This window comes from Chloracidobacterium sp. D, assembly GCF_018304685.1.
Taxonomy (GTDB): domain Bacteria; phylum Acidobacteriota; class Blastocatellia; order Chloracidobacteriales; family Chloracidobacteriaceae; genus Chloracidobacterium; species Chloracidobacterium thermophilum.
Map to the genome: position 1 here is coordinate 2,359,454 of NZ_CP072634.1, position 25,429 is coordinate 2,384,882.

19 protein-coding genes are annotated in these 25,429 nt (G+C 61.6%); 2 read left to right on the forward strand and 17 right to left on the reverse strand.

Features of this window, described 5'->3' with window-relative positions:
* Positions 1 to 74 precede the first annotated feature (74 nt).
* The gene (trxB, locus tag J8C01_RS10005; RefSeq protein WP_014100502.1) at positions 75 to 1,034 is read right to left on the reverse strand and encodes a thioredoxin-disulfide reductase; all 960 of its coding nucleotides are present in this window, start codon (positions 1,032 to 1,034) and stop codon (positions 75 to 77) included.
* Between the two features lie 269 nt (positions 1,035 to 1,303).
* Between trxB and J8C01_RS10010 the strand changes: the two genes are divergently transcribed.
* Positions 1,304 to 1,891: a 3D domain-containing protein gene (locus tag J8C01_RS10010; protein ID WP_211431817.1), complete on the forward strand. Its 588-nt coding sequence runs from the start codon at positions 1,304 to 1,306 to the stop codon at positions 1,889 to 1,891.
* Positions 1,892 to 2,006: 115 nt separating this feature from the next.
* The gene (locus J8C01_RS10015) at positions 2,007 to 3,173 is read left to right on the forward strand and encodes an exo-beta-N-acetylmuramidase NamZ family protein (protein WP_014100504.1); all 1,167 of its coding nucleotides are present in this window, start codon (positions 2,007 to 2,009) and stop codon (positions 3,171 to 3,173) included.
* Positions 3,174 to 3,191: 18 nt separating this feature from the next.
* Here J8C01_RS10015 and J8C01_RS10020 read toward each other — a convergent pair whose 3' ends face one another.
* The 16 genes from J8C01_RS10020 to J8C01_RS10095 form a co-directional block, all read right to left on the reverse strand.
* Positions 3,192 to 4,229 (reverse strand): hypothetical protein, encoded by a 1,038-nt coding sequence (locus J8C01_RS10020; protein ID WP_211431818.1) that lies wholly within the window; start codon positions 4,227 to 4,229, stop codon positions 3,192 to 3,194.
* Between the two features lie 25 nt (positions 4,230 to 4,254).
* Positions 4,255 to 7,698, reverse strand: a complete 3,444-nt coding sequence (locus tag J8C01_RS10025) for a rod shape-determining protein (protein WP_211431819.1) — start codon at positions 7,696 to 7,698, stop codon at positions 4,255 to 4,257.
* Positions 7,699 to 7,748: 50 nt separating this feature from the next.
* The gene (locus tag J8C01_RS10030; RefSeq protein WP_211431820.1) at positions 7,749 to 8,771 is read right to left on the reverse strand and encodes a class I SAM-dependent methyltransferase; all 1,023 of its coding nucleotides are present in this window, start codon (positions 8,769 to 8,771) and stop codon (positions 7,749 to 7,751) included.
* A 135-nt stretch (positions 8,772 to 8,906) separates the two neighbouring features.
* Positions 8,907 to 10,616 carry a hypothetical protein gene (locus J8C01_RS10035; protein WP_211431821.1) on the reverse strand — a complete coding sequence of 570 codons (1,710 nt, stop codon included), beginning with the start codon at positions 10,614 to 10,616 and terminating at the stop codon, positions 8,907 to 8,909.
* A gap of 46 nt (positions 10,617 to 10,662) precedes the next feature.
* Positions 10,663 to 11,121, reverse strand: a complete 459-nt coding sequence (locus tag J8C01_RS10040; protein WP_211430725.1) for a hypothetical protein — start codon at positions 11,119 to 11,121, stop codon at positions 10,663 to 10,665.
* Positions 11,122 to 11,158: 37 nt separating this feature from the next.
* Positions 11,159 to 12,595, reverse strand: a complete 1,437-nt coding sequence (locus tag J8C01_RS10045) for a hypothetical protein (protein ID WP_211431822.1) — start codon at positions 12,593 to 12,595, stop codon at positions 11,159 to 11,161.
* Positions 12,596 to 12,706: 111 nt separating this feature from the next.
* Positions 12,707 to 13,804, reverse strand: coding sequence for a lipoyl(octanoyl) transferase LipB (gene lipB / locus J8C01_RS10050; RefSeq protein ID WP_211431823.1), 1,098 nt, complete (start codon positions 13,802 to 13,804; stop codon positions 12,707 to 12,709).
* Positions 13,805 to 13,825: 21 nt separating this feature from the next.
* Positions 13,826 to 15,034 (reverse strand): Na+/H+ antiporter NhaA, encoded by a 1,209-nt coding sequence (gene nhaA, locus J8C01_RS10055; RefSeq protein WP_211431824.1) that lies wholly within the window; start codon positions 15,032 to 15,034, stop codon positions 13,826 to 13,828.
* An 80-nt stretch (positions 15,035 to 15,114) separates the two neighbouring features.
* Positions 15,115 to 16,710 (reverse strand): NADH-quinone oxidoreductase subunit N, encoded by a 1,596-nt coding sequence (locus J8C01_RS10060; protein ID WP_211431825.1) that lies wholly within the window; start codon positions 16,708 to 16,710, stop codon positions 15,115 to 15,117.
* 39 nt (positions 16,711 to 16,749) lie between these two features.
* Entirely contained in the window at positions 16,750 to 18,573 is a 1,824-nt protein-coding gene (locus J8C01_RS10065; RefSeq protein WP_211431826.1) for a complex I subunit 4 family protein, read from the reverse strand.
* Between the two features lie 71 nt (positions 18,574 to 18,644).
* A complete protein-coding gene (gene nuoL / locus J8C01_RS10070) occupies positions 18,645 to 20,957 on the reverse strand; it encodes an NADH-quinone oxidoreductase subunit L (RefSeq protein WP_211431827.1) in 2,313 nt (770 codons plus the stop codon).
* A 5-nt stretch (positions 20,958 to 20,962) separates the two neighbouring features.
* The gene (gene nuoK, locus J8C01_RS10075; RefSeq protein WP_014100516.1) at positions 20,963 to 21,373 is read right to left on the reverse strand and encodes an NADH-quinone oxidoreductase subunit NuoK; all 411 of its coding nucleotides are present in this window, start codon (positions 21,371 to 21,373) and stop codon (positions 20,963 to 20,965) included.
* Positions 21,374 to 21,393: 20 nt separating this feature from the next.
* Positions 21,394 to 21,978, reverse strand: coding sequence for an NADH-quinone oxidoreductase subunit J (locus tag J8C01_RS10080; RefSeq protein WP_014100517.1), 585 nt, complete (start codon positions 21,976 to 21,978; stop codon positions 21,394 to 21,396).
* Between the two features lie 54 nt (positions 21,979 to 22,032).
* Positions 22,033 to 23,397: an NADH-quinone oxidoreductase subunit NuoH gene (gene nuoH, locus J8C01_RS10085; RefSeq protein ID WP_249355443.1), complete on the reverse strand. Its 1,365-nt coding sequence runs from the start codon at positions 23,395 to 23,397 to the stop codon at positions 22,033 to 22,035.
* Positions 23,394 to 24,491: an NADH-quinone oxidoreductase subunit D gene (locus J8C01_RS10090; RefSeq protein WP_187288433.1), complete on the reverse strand. Its 1,098-nt coding sequence runs from the start codon at positions 24,489 to 24,491 to the stop codon at positions 23,394 to 23,396. Before J8C01_RS10090 ends, nuoH begins: the two co-directional genes overlap by 4 nt.
* A 115-nt stretch (positions 24,492 to 24,606) precedes the next feature.
* A complete protein-coding gene (locus J8C01_RS10095) occupies positions 24,607 to 25,404 on the reverse strand; it encodes an NADH-quinone oxidoreductase subunit C (protein WP_211431828.1) in 798 nt (265 codons plus the stop codon).
* Between the last annotated feature and the right edge of the window lie 25 nt (positions 25,405 to 25,429).

Here is a 25,429-nt window from a genome sequence, read left to right on the forward strand (position 1 = left end):
TGCCTGAGCTGCCTGCGTTGTTACCTGCGTCCGGGCAGGCGATTTCCAGTGGTTTCAGTGTGGCGTGCCGAGGTCTAGTGGGCCGCGTGAGCCTGCTCTTCGAGCCACCGCTCGGCGTCAATGGCAGCCATACACCCCGTGCCGGCGGCCGTCACGGCCTGGCGATAGGTAAAGTCCTGTACGTCGCCGGCCGCAAAAACGCCCGGCACGCTGGTATGGGTCGAGCCGGGTTTTGTCAGGATGTAGCCCTGTGGATTGAGTTCGAGCTGCCCGACAAACAGGGACGTGTTCGGCTGATGGCCGATGGCGACAAACAGTCCGTCGCATTTGTAATCGAACACTTCGTCGGTCTTCAGGTTACGTAGCCGGAGACCGGTCACGCCCGTTTCCCGCTGCCCGTACACTTCTTCCACAACGGTCTCCCAGAGAAAGGTGATCTTGGGATTGGCAAAGGCCCGCGCCTGCATGATTTTCGAGGCGCGCAGCTCACGCCGCCGGTGAATGAGTGTCACCTTCGTGGCGTATTTCGTCAGGAAGGTCGCTTCCTCAACGGCCGTATCGCCGCCGCCCACAACGGCGACTTCGCGATCCTTGAAGAAAAAGCCATCGCAGGTGGCACAGGCGGAAACGCCGTAACCTTTGAGATGTTCTTCCGACGGCAGCCCCAGCCACTTGGCGGAGGCGCCAGAGGAAACGATGACGGCATCGGCTGTGTATTCGTCATCCCGCGACCAGACCCGGAAGGGGCGGGTTTTGAAATCCACGGCCGTTACGTTGCGCGTCAGGATTTCCGTCTCAAAGCGCAAAGCCTGGGCGCGCATGTTGGCCATCAGCTCCGGGCCCAGGATGCCGTGCTGAAAGCCGGGATAGTTGTCCACATCGGTCGTAATCATCAGTTGCCCGCCGGGGATGTTTTCCGGGCCCTCGCCTTCAAAAAGCAACGGCTTCAGGTTGGCTCGCGCGGCATAGATGGCGGCTGTAAAACCGGCCGGCCCCGAGCCAATGATGATGACTCTGCGATGCTGACTTGTCACGTGGGGAACTCCTCCAGAGACCGACGTAACCAAACCACTTGGCCGGTTCGTCACAAAGTGCCCGGCATCTTATGTCTGCCACCTTTGGCACTGCAAGCTTGTGCGCCATGCACTGGCCAGACCGGCCGGCAGACAGGCGTCCAACCGACCGTCCCGGCCGGGCAATTTGACAGCCCGTGATACAGTTCCGGGTTTGATCGCCCGCTGGTCAGGGACGTGCCCCCCAAGGGCCCCGTCCAGCGGCGTATGTTCACCAGGGAGGACATCGCATGAGCTTACGTGCATCAGGTGAAACGGTACGTCGGGGGCTGCGTTTCTTTTCATTCAAGCCCTTGTTCACCTTTATCCTCGTCCTGCTGTCCATGGCCGGCAATCTGGCTGCCCGCGCCCAGCAGGGCCGCCCGACCCCGACCTCGCCCCAGACACCACAGCCGGACGAAGCATCACAGACCTCATCACCTTCAACCCCATCCGCTGAGTTGACCCTCGACCTGCCCGCCACACCACCACTGCTCGGTTCTTTTTTCCTGCGCAACGCTGAACCTTCCCCGCAGGCCGTTCCGTTTGTCGCCACGGCTTACAGCCTGAAAGGACGCACGGCGTCGGGGGAATACGTCCGGCCCGGCATTGTCGCGGCTGACCCCCGCGTGTTGCCGCTCGGCTCGGTCGTCAAGGTTCACGCCGGGCAGTATTCCGGTGTCTATCACGTCAAAGATACCGGCGGCCGCATTCGGGGACGCCACATTGACATCTACATGCCCTCCACCCGCGATGCCATCCGCTTTGGGCGGCGCACTGTCCGGGTGGAAGTCATCCGTACTGGACGGCCACAGCGCACCAGACTGGGAACGCGGTAGCCGCGCTCGTCCTTTCGGGCGGTGCCTGGCAGCGCGGATGGATGAAAACCTCATCCGCGCTTTTTTATGTCGTTCCACGGCCCTCACCTCTGAAAGCCAGCCCTGAACACACCCCATGCAGACCGGACTTGACCGCCTGTTCACCCACCACCTCGACCTGCTCCGCGACCGCCGCGTAGGACTCATCTGCAGCCCGGCTTCGGTGGATGTCATCTACCGCCACGCGGCTGACCTGTTTGCCGCCTGCCCGGATGTTCATCTGACGGCGCTGTTCGGCCCGCAGCATGGGTTTCGGGGCGAGACGCAAGACAACATGATCGAATGGGAAGGCTGGCCGCGTGATCCACGGCTGGGCGTCCCAGTGTTCAGCCTCTACGGGCAGACGCGCCAGCCAACCCCGGAGATGCTGGCCGAGGTGGACATTCTCGTGTTCGACGTGCCGGATGTCGGCACGCGCGTCTATACCTTCATCTGGACGATGGCGCTGGCGATGCAGGCGGCCCAGGCGCAGGGCATTCCGTTTGTCGTGCTGGACCGCCCCAACCCGATTGGCGGTCTCGACATCGAGGGGGCCGTTCTCGAACGTGAATGGGCATCCTTCGTCGGGATGTACCCCATCCCGATGCGGCACGCGATGACGGTCGGCGAACTGGCGCGCATGTTCAATGCCACCGAGGGTATTGGCTGCGAACTGTATGTCGTTCCCATGGAAGGCTGGTCACGGCCGCAGTGGTTTGACACCACCTGGCTGCCGTGGGTGATGCCTTCCCCGAACATGCCGACGCTCGATACCGCCACCGTCTATCCCGGCATGGTGCTGCTCGAAGGCACGACGCTTTCCGAAGGACGCGGCACGACGCGCCCGTTTGAAATCTTCGGCGCACCGTTCATTGACCCCTATGAACTGGCAGCCGCGCTCGAACCGCTCCAGTTGCCGGGAGTCCACTTCCGGCCGCTCTGGTTTCAGCCAACGTTCAACAAGTTTGCCGGACAGGTGTGCGGCGGGCTTCAGCTTCACGTACAGAACCGCAACACATTTCGCTCGTACCGCACGGCCGTCGAAATTCTCAAGGCTGTCCGACGCCTGTATCCACAGGAACGCCTGTGGCGTGAGCCGCCCTACGAATACGTCTTTGACCGGCTTCCCTTCGATGTCATTGCCGGACAGGCGCGGCTGCGGGCTGCCATCGAGGCCGATGCCGACTGGGCCGATATTGCCGCAGCAGACGAACCGGCCCTGGAAGACTTCCGCCGCCGCCGCACCGCCTATCTGCTCTATTAGCCACGGGAGCGGTGTGCCTTACTCGATACGCAGGCGTCCCCGCGCGGCAATCTGCCCACGGGCATCGAGCCGCGCCGGCGTCACCACCACGACATAGCCGCTGCCGGGCCGGTCGCAGTCATAGACAAAGCTGTAGTTCTGCTGAAAGTCGCTGCCGTAGATGACTTCCTGCGCCGGAAAGACGAACCGTTCACCCCGCTCTTCGAGTTCCAGGAACAGTCCGCTTGGATTGAGGGAAAAATGCCGGGTGAGGGCGTCCACGTGGCCGGCCCGCAGGCGGTCCCGGTAGCGCGCAATGATGTCCGAAACCCGCTGGTTTTCAAACGGATCGGGCGGGGGCAGCGTATCGGCGGTGCTGGCTTGTGGCTCGGCGGGCAGGGTTTGCGCCACAGCCATCCCGGATGACAACGCCGGCAACGGATGAGGTGGCGTCTCCGGCGAGACCAACAGCGTCGAAAGTTTGTTTTTCAGGTAGTCCACTTCGTCACGCAGCGAACGCAGGTCGGACTGAAGGGCTGTCAAATCTGCGCGCAGCGCCGTTTCGGGGGCGGGCCCGCCGGCCGCCTCCGGTCTGGAAGCGTTGCCTGGTTTGGGCGGCGCGGGTTGGCTTTCAAGCCGCTGGAGACGTGCCTGCAACGCGCTGATTTCACCTTCGAGTTGCTGCCGCTGGGTACGCAGAAGCCACCAGAACACAACGGCCACAACCACGAGTCCAACCAGCGCCACCACAAGGGTCAGCAGTGCCACCGGCCACACATCAGGAGCGGCCGCCACGGACGGGTCATCAAGCTTCCACCCGGCAGCTTTCACCGGCCAGACTTCCGGCGGCGCCCCTGGCTGCCCGGCGAAGGATGCCAACAGCCCGGCCAGGATCGCCAACCGGCAGACGGCTGGAAAGACACAGCAGCGTTTCCGAACCCAGCCCCACACCGTTCGCCACTGGCAGGCCGGTGTCGGCTCACCCCGGCGATGCTTTTGCCGGGCTTCCAACGCGCCGGCGCACCATCCCGTGCCTGGCAAACCTGCCGGCCGCTGCCTTACCAGCCGGTCACTCATAGGTCATCGCTCCCCCCGGCGCGGCTCAGGTTCTGTCCATCTGTGGCGGCTGGTCGTCATAAAAACCAGCCCGGCGGGCCATGTCCTCAATCAAGGGATAGGGCTGGTCGGGCAGGCTCGTGACCAGTTTCAGGTCTGGGTCGGCATAGAGCACGCCGGTCACAAAGACCGAAAGTGGCGTCATCGCCGGATAGTGTCGTCCACCGGACAGGTAGCCGTTGATGGTCGGCCAGCGTTTCTCCGGGATAAGGTCCGTGTTGCCCCGCGAAGTAAACAAGGTGAGCAGCACGTCCAGCGGAGCGTTGGCCCCCGGCAGGCGGATGTTGACCTGGCGGATGTCAACGTCCGTCTCCATACCAAAACGGCGTTTGAGGTCAGCTTCACTCCAGCGGTCAAACCAGTTCACGGACTGCGGGCCATACTCCTGGGCGCCATCGCCAAGTACCACCTGCGCCAGATTCACCCCGGTAAACGGAGCCGTTCGCCGGCTGAGGTTCTGACTGGACGCCACCGCGAGCGCCCCAATCGGGACGTTGGTCTTGGCGCGACTGATGTCGCCTTCATTGAGCAGGGTCACATCGTGGATATGCAGGTCGTGCAGGCAGGCGGCGGCTTCCGGCAGCAGGCTGCCGCTGGCCCGCGTCTTGAGCCGATCCAGCAGTGTTTCGGCTTCTGCCAGCAATGCCTGCCCGGAACGCTCAAAGTCGGCAAAGAGCAGCAAACCCCAGGCATTCCCGCCCAGCACCACATGAATCCCGTGCGGCAACTGGTCTCGTCCCAGCCGGCGCTCGATGGCCGCACCGGCCGCCTGAAGAATGCCGTAGGCCAGAATGTGGCGGAAAAAGAGCTGGGCGCAAAACCGCTGGTAGGCATCGCGGTAGCTTTGGTTTTCGGGCAGGGTGGTATCGCGCTGGCGCTTCAGAATGAGGTGTTCCCGCTGCACGAAGGTTTCGCTTTTGAGTTCATTGACGCGCAGCAGATAAAAGGTGGGAAGGCTCAGATTGTGGTCACGCAGACCCGGCATGTCGCTGACATCCATTTCCATAGGCGCCGCTTCCTCATTCGGCGCCAGCAACAGCCCCAGATGACGGCGAAACACACTGGCCTTGCGCAGCCTGACGCGGGAGGACAGGTTTTGCTCGGCGGTGCGGAAAAACTGCCGTCCGGCCAACCGCAGGCTGTCCAGCACCAGGATTTCCGTCCCGCGCCGGACGGCCAGATCGGTTGTGCCGCCGCCCACGTCAATGAACAGATCGAGCCGGTCGGAACTGGGCGGCAGGTTGGCCCCGGCTGCAGCGGCAGCGCTTTCATCCACGTCAGCGCGGTAGTGGGAAGCCGCTTCAAAGTTGCGCACGCCGTGGCAAAGCCACTGGATCACCTGGATGTTCTCCCGGTTCTGCTTGTGGAACACATCCCGGTCGGTGCGGCTCATCGCCAGCGGAAAGGTGAAGGTGTAATCCGTCACCTGCGCCCGCCGGTTGAAAAACAGCTCGGCGTGGGCAAACAGCAGCAGCAGACGCAGAAACAGTGCACGGTAGGCAGAGGTCTGGGACTGTCCCCACTTGAGGTTGTCGTGCAGGTCCCAGGCATTCGCGCCACTGCCGGCCGCCAGCAGCATGCGGTTGAGACCATCGGAGTAGAGGTTGGGAATGGCGGCGGCAAACAGGTGTTCGACCGTCAGCATCTCCGGCGCTACTTCCCGCAGCGATGCAGAGCGGCGCGTCAGCAGGGTCGTCGAGAAATAGCCTTTGGCTCCGCCCCAGTTGAACGGTGCAAACCCCAGCCGGTTGGCTCCGTCGCCATTCCACAGACGCAGCGGGGCGAGAGAAAACCGCAGGGTGTCGGTCACACCACCGGCCGCAAAAGCCGCTGACGTGTTGCTCGTGCCGAAATCCACGGCGAGGTGGGCCGAAGTCGGCGTCCTTGCCCCGGCGTCCGGCAGCCGGGCGAGCCAGACAACGCCCCGCTCCACATCGCGTCCCTGGGCCGGCCACCACCAGCTCAGGGCGCGCGGACGATTCGCCCGGACCTGTCCGGTGGCATCCGCCGTTTCCTGCGGACGCAGCAGGGTGACGTATTCATCCTGCGACGCACCAAGCTCATACAGGTCGCCCAAGCGCCCGTTTTCATCCACCAACCGCCAGCGCCCGGAACGTTCCCGCAGACCCAGCCCGTGGGCCGCGTAAAAGTACCACTGCGGGTCCACCCTGGGCGGCCAGAGGGACAGAGAAGCCACGGCCAAATCCCGGGCCTCAAAGTAGCGCGCCGTCCAGGTGACTTCCCGCCCGCAGAGCTGAAACGTCCACACCACCTGCTGCCCATCAAAGGCGATGCGGGACTGCAGGCCCGTTCCGTCTTCCGCCAGCAACTCCGGGAAATACGCCAGGAACCGGCTCGTGACTGGCGCCATACACACAGAAATCCGTGAGGCATCGGTCAGTCCCTGAAGCTTGTGCACCGGATGAATGAGCGCCAGCCGCTGGTCTTCACGCGGATAATCCACCCGTCCGACGAAATCGCTCACAAAGAGACTCGCCAGGTCAACGATCTCATCCCTGGCGTCAAGCGCCAGCGTTTCGAGCCGACCGCGCACTTCGACCCCGATGGCATTCGGTCCCAGGGCGCGGTAGCTGACCGGCGAGGGCTGTCCGGGACCCAGGGCGGTTGTCATCCAGGCTGGCGGCTGAGGAAACTTGTCCACCAGGAAGTAGGTCTGCCCGCCGCGCTCATTCGGCTTGCGTAAGGGGTAGATGTCCAGCAGGTCTGTCGGTTTGGGCTGTTCGCGTACAAGCGGCCAGGCGGCCGGGCTGGAAGCCAGCCGTGGGGCCTGGTCAAGGCCGTAGGGTGCCGGCCCGAAGGCTTCGTCACACAGCCGTTCGAGAAGCCGGCCGAAGCTGAGCGGCAACACGTCCCGTGCCAGGCAGCGCAAATGCCGGTGGCACTTCTCACGCTCAAAGGTATCGGTCAGCAACAGGGTCTGTGTGCGCGCCCAGGACAGGTGTTCACCTTCGAGATACGGGCGCAGATAGTTTTCCTGCGACCAGTGTGAACGGGCGCGCGCTGGAAAAAACACGACATCGGGATAGACTCCGCCCAGGGTTGTCGTCCCCACGCACAAAAGCTGAAACTCCCGCAACCCACCGCCCTGCGGATAGGTTGTCTCCAGCGCCGGTTGCAGCGCCGGCGGATATTCCCGTGCCAGCAGCGCCGGTGTCAGCGGTTCGGTCAGATAGGCCACGCCCATGGCGTGCAGGACGAACAGCGTCAACCACTCCCGGCACGCCAGTTCGTCGCCCTGTTCGACGGCCTGACGAAAACGATAGGCCGCTGCCCAGACCGTGGGGAGCGTCTCAAAAAAGCGGGGATTGGGGGCCGGCGGCGTGACCCGATGGGGATCAATCGGGAAAAAGGTCTGCGCCCGAAACCCGCCGACTTCGCCGAGCATGCCCTGGTTGATGAGAAGCCCCATAATTCCTCCCTGCCCTGTCCGTCTTCACACCCGCCCGGACACCACTGCGTTCAGGCGGCTGTATCCCGCTTTTGCACGAGAAACGTGTTTGACAGTTCGCCGTAGCGATAGCCCGTCCAGGCATCCTCCAGCACTTCCAGCACCTGACAACCTGCCTGGGCAATGATCCCGAAAACCCGCCGCTGCGGCAACACGTGCATTTCAACTTCCCCCAGGCGCGCCTTGGCCGTGCGCAGGTAGTCTTTGGCAACGAACGCATAGCCTTCCCGGTAGGTCGTGACCTGAAACAGCGCCACCCCACCGGGCAGCAGCGCCGACAGCAGCCCCTGCAGGATCATCCGAATCACCGGCGGCGGATTGTGCTGCAGGACAATGACGGTGTACACCGCGTGTACTTTGGGAAGGCGGACCACATCCTGTGGGTGTTGTATCTGAGAAAAGGCGATGTTGGTCAGTCCCAGCCCGTCCGTCCACTGCTTGGCCAGCGCCAGATGGGGCGCGGAAATGTCGTAGGCGTAAACCCGGCCGAAATGTTGGGCCAGCGCATGCGTCACCCGCCCGACGCCACAGCCGTACTCCAGCACAGCTTTGTCAGCCACCCCATCGGGAAAACAACCGTTGCGCCGCAAAAGATGGAGAAACTGCTCGGCATTGCCATGACCGGAGGCATAGAACCACTCGCGATTGGCAGCGAGGTTGGTCTGTTTGAATTCTTCGCTCGTCAGCACCGACCAGTGCGGCTCTTCCCGGCCGAGCTTCTGCCAGCTTGCCTGAATGTGGGCGAGCAGTCGTTCCAGTGTTGTGGCATTCACTTCATCTTCGAGCACCAGGGGAGGCTCGAAACCACTCAGGGATGGGCCACAGAGGATGCGCTCACGCTCCCGAAACTCCCGGCAGCCAAAGAATGCCTGCCGCAGACTCGTCAGGTCCGGGTAATGCAGATGGGCTGGGATGTCTTCGGGCAACGGCTCCCGCCCCAGAATCAACCGGTACGCCCACCGTACAGCTTCCGGGGTGACTTCCGAGGGCAACGGCGGAGCCGGCTGGGAGGGCTTGGTGTCAGTGGACATCATTGGTGTGTGGGAAAGGGCTTCAAATTGAAAGCTGTCTGGGAATCTGCGGCTGTCGGTCAGCACCCGGTTGTTTCTGCCTGCCTCACGGCCCACCACGGAGACGCGCTGCATCGCCCGTACCGGGTGGTACCACAACTAGCTGGCCGCCCCGGTTCGGGCAAAGACATTTGCCCAGACGAGCCGGGCATAGTCGCCGCGTTTGAATTCCGGCGGCGGTGTCCAACCGTAGAAGTCAAACGAGGTCAGTTCCACCTTCACCCGTCCAAAGCGCAGGGCTTCCTGGGGGGCATTGTCCGCCGCCAGGCCAAACAACCGCGTCCGGCGCTTCATGCGCTCGATGACGGCACTTTCCACCCCCGGTGCAATGAGTTTGTCCAGGTCGGCGCGAATGTCGGGACTCCAACCCATGGTACGGTCGGGCGAGACCATATCCACCATGATTTCGCGGATGAGGTCGAGCGCCAGCCGATAGGCCAGCCGGTCCCGCTCCTGCCGCGCCGGATCAAGTTGGTAGAGGTGACGCAGCCCGCCCGGATCGTCACTCCAGCCACGGGCATCGGCATCCCATTCAATCTGGTATTGCAGCAGGTGGACGAGTACGGCCGTGGACAAAAACACCTTTTCGGCATCCACCGGCTGTCCCCCGACCATATAGACCGGAAGATCGGCCAGCCGCAGCACACTTGGCGACATATCTTTCGCACCCGAGGCCAGACTGTAGGACTGCCCGCTCCCCACGCGATTTCCGGCAAAGTAGTTGAGGGCGGTGATCGCGGCGGCAACTTCGGTGGCGTTGAGGGGATTGCGTTGGGTCTGCCCGCCGTTGCTCCAGCGCTGAAGGGCGTCCGGCTGGGCTTTTCCAATGAGGTAGAGTTCGTCGAAGGTCGGCGCCAGAATGTCGCGGTAATAGACCAGACTGTGACGTGAACGCAGGGTCAGGTCCTGCGGATCGGCATAAAAACCGGTCAGCACCTGCCGCGCCAGCGCCACGCGCTCTTCCTCATTGAGGACAGCAAAGGCTTCGTGCGTGGCAAACTGCTGCGCCATCCGCCGGGCTTCTTCATTCACGTAGCGCGCGTCGGACTGCCGGTCTTCGGGAAGCGGACTGAACGGCGGCGGCGGCGGCAGGAAGTAGGGCATCAGCAGACAGCCGCCGATGCTCCAGTTGAGGTTGCTGCGCTGGCGCTCGCGGGCCAGAAACTGTCCGATGACCGGCAGCGCACAGGCACCGGTGCCGCCATAGACGCTACCGCAGATGAAGAAACGCACCTGGGTTTGCTTGAGCGTGTTGAAGTCAATCTGACTTCCGGCCGGTGAGTTGCGGTCCATCAGCGACGCCGCAAAGGCCGCAATGACGGGCGAACCGATGAAAGGTTTTTGATAAAAGCCCCGGTTGATTTTCACATCCAGGTCCTTGTCCTCGTAGAAGGCGTGGAGCAGAGGCGTCCCGTCCTTCTTGCCCGGAAACTGGCCGAGCAACTCGCGCAGGGTCGAAATGGGTTTGTCGAAGCCGGGCAGTGCCAGCGGGTCAAAGTCCCGTACCTTGGTGTTGACCGTCATCGCCCACGGGCTGGCCGCCAGCGGCTGGGCGTCCAGCGGCGGCGGCTCGCCGTTGCCGTCCTGCATCAGGTGCTGAATTTGGCGATAGCGGCGCAACGTCTCGTTCAGGACAGTGAGCGCACCGGCGCTGCGGTCGGGGTCAATGCGCCAGATTTCGAGTTCGTCACTGGCGCTTGTGGGAAGGTTGCCCTGCATCCGCGTCGGAAAGCCGATGGCCAGCAGCCGCACGAGCGCATCAGCGACGCGCGTTCCATTCCCACCGGTCACGATGATGATGTTTTTCATGACACAGGCCCCCGCATCTCAAATCAGAACGTCCCCGGCACAGTTCTCACCGTCGCCGGGGATAGAGATCACGCCGCCACGGACTCACTGCATGAGCCAGCAGCATCAGGAACGCATAGAACAGAATGCCAAAGACCATCCCGACCATCAGACCATAGCCGCCGATGATGTTGGCGTTGGACACGACGAACTTCCAGCCAATGAAACACAGCACAATGAGCGGGATGAACCCCAGGCAGACAAAGCCAACGGTTTCTCCCAACGACCAGTTGCGGGCCTGTGGGTTGGGCGCACTTTGCTTGCGGAGAAACTTCACCCCCAGCATTCCCAACGTGCACAGCAACCCGGTAGCGACAAGGTAGAGAAACCACTTGTCACCAACCACCTGCCACTCGCTGTCGCTCGTGTCGCTGACGAAATACTGGATGAGTTGTTCCGGCAGCGCCAGATGATAGCCAGTCAACCCAAACCATGGCCGTTGAATGTATGCTGCACCGAACTCCATAACGACTCACCCCAATATCGAAAATGCCGGACATCCCTCACTTGGGGCCAACGGCCAGGTAGATGTTGGCCACCATCTGGTTGCCCACCGGCGACCGTTCCCAGGTTCCCTGCCAGGTTGCCAGCAGATTGTAGGTGCGATTGGCCTGTGCAGCCACGCGATCATCGCGGGTGTTCCACTGTTCCAGCCAGGGCGGCAGGCGCTTTCTGGGGTCCAGGCGTCCGGTCAGGCGAAAAATGCGCCAGACCGGTGTTTTGGTTTTGCTTTCCCAGGTCGGCTGAACGGTCATCACTGTCCCTTGGGGCCCGACCGTTACCTGCAGATCGTCCAGCCGGGGATAGGCTTTGCCCGGTTCCTCCTGCGCCGGATACACCGGCGTGAGTTCCCACGTCACCAACTCCGCAAGCTGTGCAGCATCGGCTGTGTTCGTCGCCGCCTCAGACCACTGCGGCGCAATGGTGATGGACAGGCGGCGGTTGTTTTCCCGGTCAATCTGCACGTTGAACGATGGCAACGTCTCCGACTGTTTGTGTTTGATCCTGGCCACGCGCGGTCCCAGCCCCGCGCCGGACGCCGCGCCGGCCACCTCGACCTGCGGCGGCCCGGCAACAAAACAGGCAGACAAGGGCAGTTCGTGAATTTCCGGTTTGCTTTCAAGCTTGCGCAGCTCGCGTCGCAACCGCGCCACATTGTTGTCGTGCTGGCTGGCATCGCTTGAAAACACGAGCAGGTAAAACGGCCGCCAGGTCTGCCTGTCCTCTTCCGTCCGGTACGTAATAACCTGTCTGCGGTCCAACTCTGAGAACACTCTGCCGTCGAATTGGCTCCGAATGCCAAAGAGCGTGGCCTGCCAGGGCGGGTTTCCGTCACGGCCGGCCAGGAGTTTGAGACATTCATCCCGGAAGGCCACCGACAGCGTCGTGCCAATGGACTGCACACCATCCGTGACGAGCACGTGCATGCGCGGCGGCGGGCCCTTGGGTTTGCCTTCCAGATTGACGGAAAAACTGCGCACCGCCGCGGCCAAATCCGTATCAGGCAGGTTGTAAAACGCTTCCGTGTCCGGGGTTGGCGTCAGAGCAGCCCACGGGCGAGGCGGTTCGACCACACCGCCCACTCTGCGGAACTGAATCCTCATGGGCGGCTCAAACAACGGGCCGATTTCCGTCAGCAGGCGCAGGGTTTCGCGGTAGGCGCTTGCGCCCCGCTGATTCAGATAACCACGCATGCTGCCGCTGCCGTCCAGATACACAATCAGGTCATCACTGGCCGGCGCTGCGCCCGACGCCGCACACACCGGCTGGTCAAGACCCGCGAGGGCATTTTTTTCAATCAGTTCGTTCCAGCGTGGCGGAGGCGTTGCACAGCCGCCAAGCATCCCCAAAAAGGCGCTCAGGAAAAAGACGCATCCGACTCTCCAGCGCCACTCAGGCCGCCGGTGCTTCAGCGTCAGTCGTATCTGTCCTTGGAACATGAGGTTATGTCTCACGGTAGCCCTGCCAGGTCGGCAGCCACGGAAAACGCCTTGTCAGCGGTTGTCGGGCAAAACTTGGGACAAATACTTGTTTTGAAAGCCATCTGCAAGTCATGGGAAGCCTTGGCAGTGAAGATGCCGCAGGGCGCGCCGATGGCCGGCCCAGTGCAGGCGCATCAACGCCGCTTCAAAGGGCAGCCAGGCATAGGCGTCGTGCTCATCCGCCTGAAGCTGCACCGTGTCCGTCTCAACCGGTGCGGCAAAGGCATGCTCCCGGTTGAAGACTGGCCCGGCGGCCGCCGGCGCAAACCAGGCGGCGTTCATCAGAGAGGTTTCCACCAGCTCCAGCGCGGTCGGTTCGGTTGCCTGTCCGGTTTCCTCCCACACCTCGCGCCGGGCGGCTGCCGCTGGCGTCTCACCCGGCTCCACCCGCCCGGTGACGGGCTGCCAGAAACCGCCACGGGCGTCTGTCCGCCGCAGCACGAGGTATTCCGTCTGCGCGCCTTGCCGCCGGAAAAGCCAGACCTGCACAGAAGCCTGCTCCACCTGCCGCCAGACGACCGCCCGCTCAAACACGTCGCCGAAGTGCCGTGTGACGTGACCGGCTACGTCATGGAGTGTTGGAGTCTGTCCGGTTTCCCTGGCAATGGACGTTACGGCCTTGTCGGTAATGCCGCAGGGCACGATGAAATCAAAATCCTCCAGGTGTGTCGTCACGTTGAGGGCAAAACCGTGGGACGTGATCCAGCGCGAGATGCGTACTCCCAGAGCTGCCATCTTGCGCTCACCGGCCACCCAAACCCCCGTCAACCCCGCAACCCGCCCGGCGGCAATCCCGTACTCAGCAACAGTGCGGATGAGGACTTCTTCCAGATCACGCATGTAGCGGCGGATGTCGCGGCGGTCCGGGTTGAGATCGAGAATGGGATAGCCAACGAGTTGTCCCCACCCGTGATAGGTAACATCCCCGCCGCGCCCTGTTTCATAGACGGCAATGCCCCGCCGCTCCAAAACCGCCTTTGGCGCAACGATATGCTCCGGCTCAGCCGCGCGCCCCAGCGTGATGACCGGCGGATGTTCCAGCAGCAGCAGCGTATCGGGAACTTCTCCCTGCCGCCGCCGGGCGACGAGCTGCTCCTGCATGGCCAGCCCGGCGGCGTAATCCACGACACCGAGCGGCCAAACCTCGACGATCCGTTGTGCGGACATAAACTCCTGACCACAGACGAGCTACGGAGACGTAGTGACGTAATCCATCGTCTCCAGGTCACGGTCAGCGACATCCGGCTGTCCGAAGAACTTCAGCCACAGGAAGCCCACCGTGCCAGCCGTCAGTGAAGCCAGCAGAATAGTCATCTTGGAGGCGCTTACAATCAGGGCATTGTCGGGAAAGGCCAGGTTCGTGATGAAAATGGACATCGTAAAACCAATGCCCCCCAGCAGCCCGGCGCCAAGCAGGTGTTTCCAGTTCAAATCCAGTGGCATCCGGCAGATGCCCAGCAGCACGGCCGCAATGCTGGCCAGAACAATACCGACCGGCTTGCCAATGAACAGTCCCACGAAAATCCCGACCCCGTTGGGGCTGGAGATGAGCGAAAGCACCCCCTGCTCGATGACAATGCCCGTATTGGCCAGTGCAAACAGCGGCATGATGCCAAAGGAAACCGGCCGTTGCAGCCAGCGTTCGAGCCGATGGGAAGGCGAAGTCTCATCCTCGCTTTTTTCCGTGAACGGAATGGCAAAGGCCAGCAGGACGCCGGCAATCGTGGCGTGAACGCCCGACTGGAACATACAGAACCACATGACGGCCCCGCCCAGCAGATAGGGCCAGAGCGCCATGACGCCCCACCGGTTGCACATCAGGAGCACGACCAGAATGGCCAGCGTTGCGCCCAGGTAGCTCCAGGCCAGCGCCCCGGAGTAAAACAGGGCAATAACCACAATAGCACCCAAGTCATCAATCACGGCAAGTGCCGCCAGAAACACCTTGAGCGAAGCCGGAACACGGTTGCCCAACAACGCCAGCACCCCCAAGGCAAAGGCAATGTCCGTCGCCATCGGGATGCCCATACCCGGCTGGGTGGCCGTGCCGTTGTTGAATGTGAAGTGAATGGTTGCCGGCACGACAATCCCACCCAGCGCCGCCACAATGGGCAACAGCGCATGACGAAGGTTGGATAGCTCGCCGACGTACAGCTCACGTTTGAGTTCCAGCCCGATGAACAGAAAAAAGACCGCCATCAACCCATCATTGACCCAGACCTCGACCGGAAGGCCCGCCACCTTGACGTGCCAGGCATGCAGATAGGCGTGCCCCAGTGGCGAGTTGGCCAGGATGAGGGAAACCACCGTGCAGACCAGCAGCAGAACACCACTCGCCTGCTCCGACAGCAAAAACCGCTTGAAGGTCGGCGACAGTCGAATTTCGATGATGGGCATCAGACGTTCTCCGCTGGCAAGGGGCAGACTTTCCCGAAAACATTTCCGGGGCATCCAAAGCACACGCTGACCGACTACGGTCAACGCACGGCAATTCCGGGACTTTGAGCGTAAACAGTGGTGATACTTCCGGCAACTATCTCGGCCACATCAATCAGTGGTTGCGGATAGATGCCGAAAAACAGGACGGCGGCGGCCGATACCACCATTGCAGCCCGTACGCCGGGCGTCAGGAGCAGCGGCGCGGCGTCCGCCAGGTTTTCACTGGGCGGATTCAGGAACATCGCCCGCAGGAAACGGGCATAGTAGTAAAACGCGACTACCGCATTCAAAACGGCAATGACGGCCACATACGTCAGCCACGGCTTGCCACTTTGAATGAGCGAACCAAAGAGCAGGTACTTGCCGACAAAACCGGCTGTGGCCGGAATCCCCGCCAGTCCCATGACAAAGATGAGCATGAGCACGGCCACGCTCGGCGCTTTGGCAAACAGGCCGTTCAGGTCGTCGAGCTTTTCACCGATGACCCCCTGCCGATGCAGGGCGATAATGACGGCAAAGACGCCGGTGTTCATCAGCGTGTAGGTCATGATGTGAAAGGCCACACCCTGGTAGCCCATCGGCGTGCCGGAGACGATGCCGAGCAGGATGTATCCGGCATGGGCAATGCTTGAATAGGCCAGCAGCCGCTTGACATTGTCCTGCGTCACCGCAGCCAGGTTACCAATGGTCATCGTCAGCACGGCCACGATAGTCAGCATGGCGGCCCAGCCCGGCAAATCCTGCATCTCCCGCAGGGGAGCCAGCGCAAACAGCAGCATCCGCGCCAGCAGGACGTATGCCCCGGCCTTGGGGCCAACCGACATAAACGCCGTCACCGTCGTCGGCGCGCCTTCGTAGGCGTCGGGCGCCCACATGTGGAACGGCACAGCAGCAATCTTGAACAGCAGCCCGGCCGCCACAAGCACCATGGCCACGAGCAGCAGCAACCGTGGGTCGCCACTTTCTGCACCAGCGCCCTGGACGTAATCGGCGATGGTTTCCGCAATCAGCCCCAGGTTCGTGTGCCCGGTCACGCCATAGACCAGCGACAGGCCGTACAGAATGAGCGCCGAGGAAAAAATCCCCGTCAGAAAGTATTTCATCGCCGCTTCGTTCGAGCGCCCGTCGCGCTTCAGATAGCCCACAAGCACATAGACGCTCAGCGACATCAGCTCAAACGACACGAAAAGCGAGATGAGGTCGCCGCTGACGGCGACAAACATCATGCCCAGCGTCGAGAACAGAATCAGCGCGTAGTATTCACCGCGCTGCTCCCGTTCAAATTCGAGGTACTTGATCGAGTAGAGAATCGAGAACGCCGCCGCGACAATGAACACAAAGCGGAACACGACGGACAACCCATCAATGAACAGCATCCCGTAGAAGGCGCTGACAGGCAGCCGCTCGGCCACGCCCATGACCTGCTGGGCCAGCGCCAGCGCGACGAACCCCAGTCCCACCAGACTCAGGTAGGCCGTCACCTGCTTTTTGCCACGCGGCAGCGCCACGTCCAGCACCAGCGCCGCGCAGGCAAACAGGGTCAGGATGATTTCCGGCATGATGAGTGCCGTCTCACGCAGGGTCGGCAGCGGAGGCAGTTCAACAAGCAGAGGCAGCATGGTCAGATTCAGCATAACGGTAGATGATTCCCGGAGATGACCCAGCAGTGATTTTCACTGCGGTGTTTCGGACGCACGGGTTGGCGAAACAGCCGCTTTCCCGGCCGCAGCTTTCTCAATGCGTGCCGCGTCGCGCTGGGCAAAGTAGTTCGGCCGCATCTGGCGCACGACGACTTCCGTCGTACCATTGAGCAGGGTGACAAGCGGCTTCGGGTACACGCCAAAGATGATCATGGCCGCGACGAGCGGCGTCAGGTAGGTCCATTCACGGGCGTTCAAATCCGGCAGGTCGGCATTTTTCGGGTTTTTGACCGGCCCCAGAAACACCCGCTCATAGAGCCAGAGCATGTAGGCCGCACCCAGAATAATGCCCGTCGTCCCCCAGAAAGCCCAGGTGATGTTGGCTTCAAACACACCGCGCAGCCCGATGAACTCTCCCACGAAGCCGTTGAGCAGCGGCAGACCGACGCTGGCCAACGTCGCAATCATGAACATCACCGAAAAGGCCGGCATGCTGCTGACGATGCCGCCGTAGTCGGCAATCTGGCGCGTATGCCGCCGCTCGTAGAGAACCCCAATCATGATGAACAGGGCCGCGCTCGTGACCCCGTGGCTCAGCATCTGCAGGGCCGCACCGTTGATGCCGTTCGGGTTGAAGGCAAACAGCGAAAGCATCGTCGTTCCCATGTGCGCCACGGATGAGTAGGCAATCGTCTTTTTCATGTCCTTCTGCGCCAGCGCCACGAGTGACCCATACACGATGCCGAGAATGGCCAGTGTGGCCATCACCGAGGCGACGCGCGCATCCAGGGCGGCGTCGGGAAACATGGGAAAGTTGAACCGGACAAAGCCATACGTGCCAATCTTGAGCAGAATCCCGGCCAGAATCGCCGAACCGGCCGTCGGCGCTTCGACGTGCGCATCCGGCAGCCACGTGTGAAACGGCACCATCGGCACCTTGATGGCCAGCGCCAGGGCAAACCCGGCAAACAGCCACAACTGCAAGGACAGCGGCACCAATGGGTTGCCTTTCTCGTCGCGGGCGCTGCCAATTGCCTGAAGCGCGTAGATGTTGAAAGTCCCGTATGCCGTCGGCTCGGCGTCATAGGTTCCGCCGCCGGCCAGCGCCGCGCGGTACACCCCGGCCCGGCGGGCCGTTTCAATCCCCTCCAGCACCATGCCGCGCATCGGTGCATTGTTGCCGACGATGACCTCCGCCGCGGCCCTGACCTCGTTCGGATACCTGGCCGCGGTTTCAGCCGCCGTGAAGTAAAACTTGAACACGGCCACCAGCATCAGCAGCGAGCCAACCAGGGTGTAGATGAAAAATTTGATGGCCGAATACAGCCGTCGCTCGCCGCCCCAGATACCGATGAGCAGGTACATGGGCACGAGCATGACCTCGAAAAACACATAGAACAGAAACAGATCGGCAGCCGCAAACACGCCAATCATGAACGACTGCATGATGAGCAGCAGCGCGTAGTATTCCTTCTCGCGCTTTTCGATGTAGCTCCACGAGCACAGCGCCACAATCGGCCCCAGAAAGGTTGTCAGCATCACCAGCGTCAGGGCCAGCCCGTCCACGCCCATCTGGTACTTGGCCCCGATGGCCGGAATCCACGCGGCCGTTTCCATAAACTGCAACCCGCGCACGTCGTAGTTCCACATCAGCACGAGCGGGAGCGAAGCCAGGAAACACAGCGTCATCCAGAGGGTGGCGAACTGCTTGATGAGGTCAGTGCGGCGCTTGTCAAGGAAAAGGACGATGACGCCCCCGACCAGTGGCAACCAGGTGACGAGGCTCAGAATGCCGATGGGCCCGAAGTACAGCTCGGCCGGGCCGGAGGATGCCAGAAAAACGTTACTCAGTATCATGCCGTGTAATCCCTCGATGAACTCCCTGAATACGCTCTTGTTTCAACGTCCGGCGGTGAGGTGCAACGCACCTACGGAGCCAGAACGCGCCCGGTCTGCGGCGACGAGGACGCCGGCGCCGGCGTGCGGCTCGGCGCAAACAGTTCCTTGAAGAGCGGATACCCCATACCGGTAATGAACAGGAACAGCCCCAGCGCCATGACCAGGACGTAGTTCTGCATCAGCCCGGTCTGCAACGTGCGGAAGACCACCGAACCGGCGCGCGTCAGCCAGGCGAACAGGTTGACGATGGAATCCACAACGAAATCCAGCCCCCACGCCCCCAGGTTGATCTTTTTGAACGCGCCCACCAGATAGACATCAATGAACTCATCCCAGAACCACTTGCGCACACTCAGCACATACAGCGGGCGCAGGGTCCGGGCCAGTTTGTCGGGCAGTTCCGGGCGTACGACATACAGAAAGTAAGCCAGCCCCATCATCGCGAGCGCCCAGACGACGCTCACCATGGCCAGCAGCCATTCGGTCGGGTTGACGCCGGTGACGGGCTTTTCAGGATACAGCGTGGTGTCCATCACCGGAGCCAGCCAGTGGTGGACGTAGTTGGGTATCGCGCCGCCCGTCAGTTCCTCCGAAAAACCGGCAAATCCAGCTCCGAAAGCAAATACTGCCAGTACAATGAGCGGTATGGTCATCACCGGCGGCGACTCGTGCGGATGAAAATCCTTTGTCGCCGGAGCGTGATGGTCGTCGCCGTGATGACCTTCCTGGAAATCCGGCCCTTCCAGGAAGCGTTCTTTGCCGAAGAAGGTCAGGCACATCAGGCGCGTCATGTAAAACGCCGTCACACCCGCCGTCAGAAAGCCCATCACATAGAGCGCCAGCCCCACGTCGTGGCTGAACACGGGCGTGTGCAGCGTCTTGGCCAGAATTTCGTCCTTACTGAAAAACCCGGAGAACGGGAAGATGCCGCAGATGGCAAACAGCGAGACCATCATCGTGGCAAAGGTGATGGGCATGTACTTTTTGAAGTTGCCGTAGTAGGTCATCTCCTGCTGGTGGCCGCTGGGCGAGCCGCCGTGGATGACACTGCCGGAACCCAGAAAGAGCTGGGCCTTGAAAAACGCATGCGTCACGACGTGGAACACGCCGGCGACAAAGGCCCCCACCCCGCAGCCGACGAACATGTAGCCAAGCTGCGAAACCGTCGAGTAAGCCAGAGCCTTTTTGATGTCGGTCTGGGTAATGCCAATGGTGGCCGCCACGAAGGCGGTCGCCATCCCAATGACGGCCACGGTCAGCATGGCCGTTGGCGCGCGCTGGAAGAGCGGATTGCACCGCGCCACGAGATACACCCCGGCCGTCACCATCGTGGCCGCGTGGATAAGTGCCGACACCGGTGTGGGGCCGGCCATGGCGTCCGGCAACCAGGTGTAGAGCGGAATCTGGGCGCTCTTTCCGGCGGCACCCAGAAACACCAGCAGGGCAATGACCGTCAGCGTGCCGGTCGTGAAACTGAGCGCCGCCAGCCCCAGCGGCTCCTGTGGCAGCGCCTTGACCATCACCATCACGTCGGCATAGTCGAGCGTGCCAAAGACGGCAAAAATCGCCATCATCGCCAGCATCAGCCCGAAGTCGCCGACACGGTTCATCACAAAAGCTTTCTTGGCAGCCACCGCAGCTTCGGGCTTCTTCAGGTAGTAGCCGATGAGCAGATAAGACGCCAACCCAACCCCTTCCCAGCCGACGAACGTCATCAGGAAGTTCGCGCCCAACACCAGGTTGAGCATCATGAACATGAACAGGTTCAGGTAGGCGAAAAACCGGTGAAAACCTGGATCGCCGTGCATGTAGCCGATGGCGAACAGGTGAATGAAAAAGGCAACAAAGGTGACGAACAGGATGTACAGCCCGGAAAGCTGGTCGAGTTGGTACGCCCACTTGATGGAAAAGTCCGCCAGGCGTCCGGCACTCGGTCCCAGCGTCGTCGTCAGTGCCCCGCCCGGCATCCACTCAAACAGCGTGACCACATAAGGTGTGGCCACTTCTTCGGAAGCGCCGGCTTTTTCGGGTGCAGCCTCCGACGCCTGCGGATTTTCAGCCGCTTTGGCCGCTTCCTTGGCGCGTCGGGACTCCACATCCTCGCCGGACACCCGCGCCATCAACTCGGCTTCGCGCTGCCTAGCTGCTGCCTGAACCTGGGCATCGTGCGCATGGTGACTGAACGCATAGACGGCAATCGCCGAGCAGATGAATGAAGCTGCCACCATCGTGCAGGCAATGCCGCCAATGACCTTTTCAGAAAAACCAAGCCGTTTGGCAAACAGGCCGTTGATGATGAAGCCGAGCAGCGGAAAGAACGGAACGAGTGCAACGAATTCCATCGAAGTCACCACTTGAGCAGGTTGATTTCGTCAGCCGCCACCGTTTCGCGGTTGCGGTACAGCGCCAGAAGCAGTCCCAGCCCCAGTGCGGCTTCGGCTGCGGCCACCACGATGACGAAAATCGTCATGACGTGGCCGTTGTAGGCGTAGAGACTCCCCTGGGTCTGCCAGTAGCGCGCGAAGGCAATGAAGTTGAGGTTGGCGGCGCTCAGCATCAGCTCCACCGACATAAAGATGACGATGATGTTGCGCCGGATGAGCACACCGCCAATGCCAATGCTGAAAATGATGGCGCTCAGCACCAGAAACTTCGAGGTGTCCACCTCCTTCAGCCCCTGGAGGTAGCGTTCCATGAACGAGGCTTCGGAAGCCTGTTGCGCGACCCATCCGGCCGCCAACGCCAAAAACGTCATCATCGGGCTTTCTCTCCCAGGGTCTAGTCGTAGATTTCTTCCTGTCGCCGGTCACGCGCCAGCAGGACCGAACCCACAATCGCCATCAGCAGCAATACGGAAGCAATCTCGAAGGGCAGGACAGCGCGTGTGTACAGTGTCACCCCCAGCGTCTCCGTATCGGCCGAGATGACACCGGCTGGAGCGTTCGGGTCAGGACGGGCGTTTTCGATGGCCATCCGGTCGGCGGACGGACGGGTTTTGAAAAAGCCCCCCCGCTGCTGCGTGTAGGTCACAGCGCCCAGCAGCGAAAGCCCCACCAGTGCCGCAATCACGGCCCCTGCCTTGTCCTGCCGATTGAACGGATTTTCGACTTCGCTGCGGGTGTTGACGAGCATCAGCACAAACAAAAACAGCACCAGAATGCCGCCCACATAGACCAGAATCTGCGCCCCGGCCACAAATTCCGCCCGCAGTAGCAGGAACAGCCCCGCCGTGGCAATCAGCGTTGAAATCAGAAACAACGCGCAGTGAACCGGATTACGCGCCGACACGGTAAAAACGGCAGCAAAGAGCGCCACCAGCGTCAGCACCCAGAAGAAGACGGCTTCCCAGCCAACGAGCAACATACTTCTCCCCTTTCATCCAGCGGACCGACCAGCCCTGACGGGTATCACCCCAGGTCAGACTCCGGCCGGCTTGACGCCGGGCGACAACTTGACCTTGCGCGTGCTGACGGGAATCGTCGTCCGCTGCGCACGCAGGTTGAAACTCTTGGAATTGCGGTTGATGGCGTTGAGCAATGCCAGAATCGGAAATACCGACAGAAACCCGGTAACGGTGAAAAACACCTTGCCCTGCCATTCCATTTCCAGCACGCCCCCGACGGAGCGCACCAGCCCCAGTTCTTTGCCAATGATGAACACTGTGGCCGTCAGGACGATGTTGGCCAGCGCCGCTGGCATCAGCCACTTCCAACCCAACTCCATAAGCTGGTCATAGCGGTAGCGGGGAAACGTCCAGCGCATCCAGATGAAGAGATAGAGGATGAGGCCGCACTTGATGGCAAAGGCCATAACGCCGATGAGCGTCAGGACGGCTTCGCGGTACGCTTCAGGTGCCTGCGCGGCAATGGCGTCCATCCCTGGTACATACCATCCGCCCAGGTAGAGCGTCGTCCCAACTGCCGAAACAACCACCATGTTGGCGTACTCGGCAATGAAAAAGATGGAGAACCGAAAGCCGCTGTATTCCGTGTGAAACCCGCCGACCAGCTCGGACTCCGCTTCAGCCAGATCGAATGGCGCGCGGTTCGTTTCAGCGACGACCGAAACCAGAAAGACGATGAACGACGGAAACAGAAAGAGCACAAACCACACGCCGAGACTTTTCTGGGCCTCGACAATGCCCTGCATCGAAAACGTGCGGGTGAAAATAAGCGCCGAGACAATGGTCAACCCGATGGCGGCTTCATAACTCACCATCTGTGCCGAAGACCGCAGCGCACCGAGCAGCGGATACTTGCTGTTCGACGCCCAGCCGCCCAGGATGATGCCCAGCACCCCAACCGACGAAACCGACAGGATGAACAACAGCCCGATGTTGATGTTGGTGATGCTCGCGTAGTGCGGGCCGTAGGGCAGCACTGCCAGAACCACAAACGCACACACCATGCTGATGATGGGTGCCAGTGTGAAAACGGTCTTGTCGGCTTTGAAGGGAATGACATCTTCCTTGATGAGCAGTTTGATGCCATCGGCGGCCGGTTGGAGCAGACCCAGCGGCCCTGTGCGATTGGGGCCGACCCGCACCTGAATCCAGGCGCTCACCTTGCGTTCCGCCAGGGTCAGATATGCCACGGCGGTCAACACCACCACCAGCATGACGCCAATCTGAATGAGCGGCCACACGATGAAGTCCGCTGCGTCGGTTGCCGTCAGGTTGGCGGTTATCCACGTCGGCAGGTACGTATAGAGCCACTCCACCAGCGACTCAATCCACTTCGGAGATGCGTTCAGCGCCAGCATCCAGGGCCACACAGTCATCATCGGTCAATCTCACCCAGCACAATATCGAGCGAACCAATCACGGCCACGACATCCGACACGAGCGAACCAATGGCCATCTTGCGCAATGCGCCCAAGTTAACAAATGAAGACGGACGCATGCGCAGCCGGTAGGGCTTTGTTCCCCCATCGGAAACCAGATACAGCCCCAACTCGCCTTTCGGGCCTTCGACCGAGTGATACACCTCGCCGGCCGGAACACGTATGACTTTTGGAACCTTTCCCATCACCGGGCCATCCGGCAGCCTGTCGAGCGCCTGCATGATGATGCGGCGGCTCTGGCGCATTTCTTCCATGCGCACAAGGTAGCGGTCGAAGGTATCGCCGTTTTCGCCAATCGGGATGTCAAACTCCAGGTCGGCATAGCACTCATAGGGATCGGTCTTGCGCACATCGTAATCTACACCTGACCCGCGCAGCGGTGCCCCGGTCAGGCCCAGACTGATGGCGTCTTCGGCCGAGATAACCCCAATCCCAACGGTACGCCCCAGCCAGATGCGGTTTTCGTTGAGCAGCGTCTCGTACTCCTCCAACCGCTTGGGAAACAGGTCGCAGAAGGCGCGTACCTGCTCCTCGAACCCCGGATAGGCGTCGTAGGTCATCCCCCCAATCCGAAAGGCGTGACAGGTCAGGCGCGCCCCGAAGAAATTCTCGAAAATCTTGAGAATTTCCTCCCGCTCGCGAAAGGCATAGAGAAAAACGGTAAAGCCACCGATGTCGAGCGCGTGCGTTGCCAGCCACAGCAGATGGCTCGACAACCGGTTGAGTTCAGTCAGAATGACCCGCAGGTACTGCGCCCGGGGCGGCACTTCAATCCCCATGGCCTTTTCAACCGTTTCGACATAGAGCAGCCCGTTTGAGACGGCGGCAATGTAGTCGAGGCGGTCAAAATACGGCGCAATCATCGGATAGAGCCGGTTCTCGAAGATTTTCTCCGCACCCCGGTGGAGATAGCCAATGTCGCAGTCGAGGTCCACGACGCGCTCTCCATCGAGCTTCAGGATGACCCGCAGCACGCCATGGGTCGAAGGGTGCTGCGGCCCCATGCTGAGTACCATCTGGTCGGCGTCGAACAGGGTCTCCGTGTGATGCGTAACAAGCGGAATCTGGTTCATGGGCACTTCCTCACAGCGTTTCGGGCGCGCAGCCTGGGAAACAGCGCAACCCAGGCAGGGGCACCGGGGCCAACCATCATTCAAACTTCCCGGTGAGATCAGCCCCTTCCGGGATTTCAAGGATGTTCAGGTTCTCGGCCACCCATTCGTTATGGCGGTATTCAACCGGGTACTCCTTGCGGAGTGGAAACCCGACCCAACCCTCCGGCAGGAGGATGCGGCGCAGATCGGGATGCCCCTCGAAGCGGATACCGAACATGTCGTACACCTCACGCTCCAGCCAGTTGGCTGCGGCCCAAATATCGCAGACGGTGTAGATCGGTTGCTCCTCGGGCAACTCCGCCTTGACCCGCAGCCGCCGGTTTTCCGCGATGGAATACAACTGATAGACCACCTCAAAGGCCTTGCGGTCGGGATAGTGAACGGCCGTGACATCGGTGAGCATGTCGAACTTGATGGAGGCGTCGTAGCGCAGATACCAGAGCAGGTCGCGCGCACGTTCCGGCACTACCCGCAGGATTTGCTGCCCATTGCTGGTGACGGCCTCCTTGATGTCGTCCTGAAAAGCCGCGCGCAGGGACGCAATGAAGGCGTCGTCCTTGATCTCGGCATAGGCCGGCGCAGCCTCTTTCTTGGCTGCGGCAGCCTTGGCCGGGGCCTTGGCAGCGGCTTTCGCCGGAGCTTTGGCCGGTGCGACCGGAGCAGCGGACTCGCCTTCCGGCGGTGCTGCCGCCGCCGCTTCACGGGCGGCTTTCGCCGCTGCCGCCTTGGCCTTGGCAGCGGCTATCTTGGCCTCACGTTCCGCATCCGGCACGGCCCCTGCTTCGGAAGCCGGCGGCGCGGCATCTGGTGTCGGCTTGGTTTCCTCAGACATGCGTTGCAAAAACCCCAATCTGTGC

Excerpts from the sequence above, each read along its gene's own strand:
- J8C01_RS10030 (WP_211431820.1), bottom strand. The coding sequence starts at position 8,771 with ATGATGTCCACTGACACCAAGCCCTCCCAGCCGGCTCCGCCGTTGCCC.
- J8C01_RS10080 (WP_014100517.1), bottom strand. The coding sequence starts at position 21,978 with ATGTTGCTCGTTGGCTGGGAAGCCGTCTTCTTCTGGGTGCTGACGCTG.
- J8C01_RS10010 (WP_211431817.1), top strand. The coding sequence starts at position 1,304 with ATGAGCTTACGTGCATCAGGTGAAACGGTACGTCGGGGGCTGCGTTTC.
- nhaA (WP_211431824.1), bottom strand. The coding sequence starts at position 15,034 with ATGCCCATCATCGAAATTCGACTGTCGCCGACCTTCAAGCGGTTTTTG.
- J8C01_RS10045 (WP_211431822.1), bottom strand. The coding sequence starts at position 12,595 with ATGTTCCAAGGACAGATACGACTGACGCTGAAGCACCGGCGGCCTGAG.
- J8C01_RS10095 (WP_211431828.1), bottom strand. The coding sequence starts at position 25,404 with ATGTCTGAGGAAACCAAGCCGACACCAGATGCCGCGCCGCCGGCTTCC.
- J8C01_RS10060 (WP_211431825.1), bottom strand. The coding sequence starts at position 16,710 with ATGCTGAATCTGACCATGCTGCCTCTGCTTGTTGAACTGCCTCCGCTG.
- J8C01_RS10040 (WP_211430725.1), bottom strand. The coding sequence starts at position 11,121 with ATGGAGTTCGGTGCAGCATACATTCAACGGCCATGGTTTGGGTTGACT.
- nuoH (WP_249355443.1), bottom strand. The coding sequence starts at position 23,397 with ATGATGACTGTGTGGCCCTGGATGCTGGCGCTGAACGCATCTCCGAAG.
- J8C01_RS10020 (WP_211431818.1), bottom strand. The coding sequence starts at position 4,229 with ATGAGTGACCGGCTGGTAAGGCAGCGGCCGGCAGGTTTGCCAGGCACG.
- J8C01_RS10065 (WP_211431826.1), bottom strand. The coding sequence starts at position 18,573 with ATGATACTGAGTAACGTTTTTCTGGCATCCTCCGGCCCGGCCGAGCTG.
- J8C01_RS10035 (WP_211431821.1), bottom strand. The coding sequence starts at position 10,616 with ATGAAAAACATCATCATCGTGACCGGTGGGAATGGAACGCGCGTCGCT.
- J8C01_RS10025 (WP_211431819.1), bottom strand. The coding sequence starts at position 7,698 with ATGGGGCTTCTCATCAACCAGGGCATGCTCGGCGAAGTCGGCGGGTTT.
- nuoK (WP_014100516.1), bottom strand. The coding sequence starts at position 21,373 with ATGATGACGTTTTTGGCGTTGGCGGCCGGATGGGTCGCGCAACAGGCT.
- lipB (WP_211431823.1), bottom strand. The coding sequence starts at position 13,804 with ATGTCCGCACAACGGATCGTCGAGGTTTGGCCGCTCGGTGTCGTGGAT.
- J8C01_RS10015 (WP_014100504.1), top strand. The coding sequence starts at position 2,007 with ATGCAGACCGGACTTGACCGCCTGTTCACCCACCACCTCGACCTGCTC.
- nuoL (WP_211431827.1), bottom strand. The coding sequence starts at position 20,957 with ATGGAATTCGTTGCACTCGTTCCGTTCTTTCCGCTGCTCGGCTTCATC.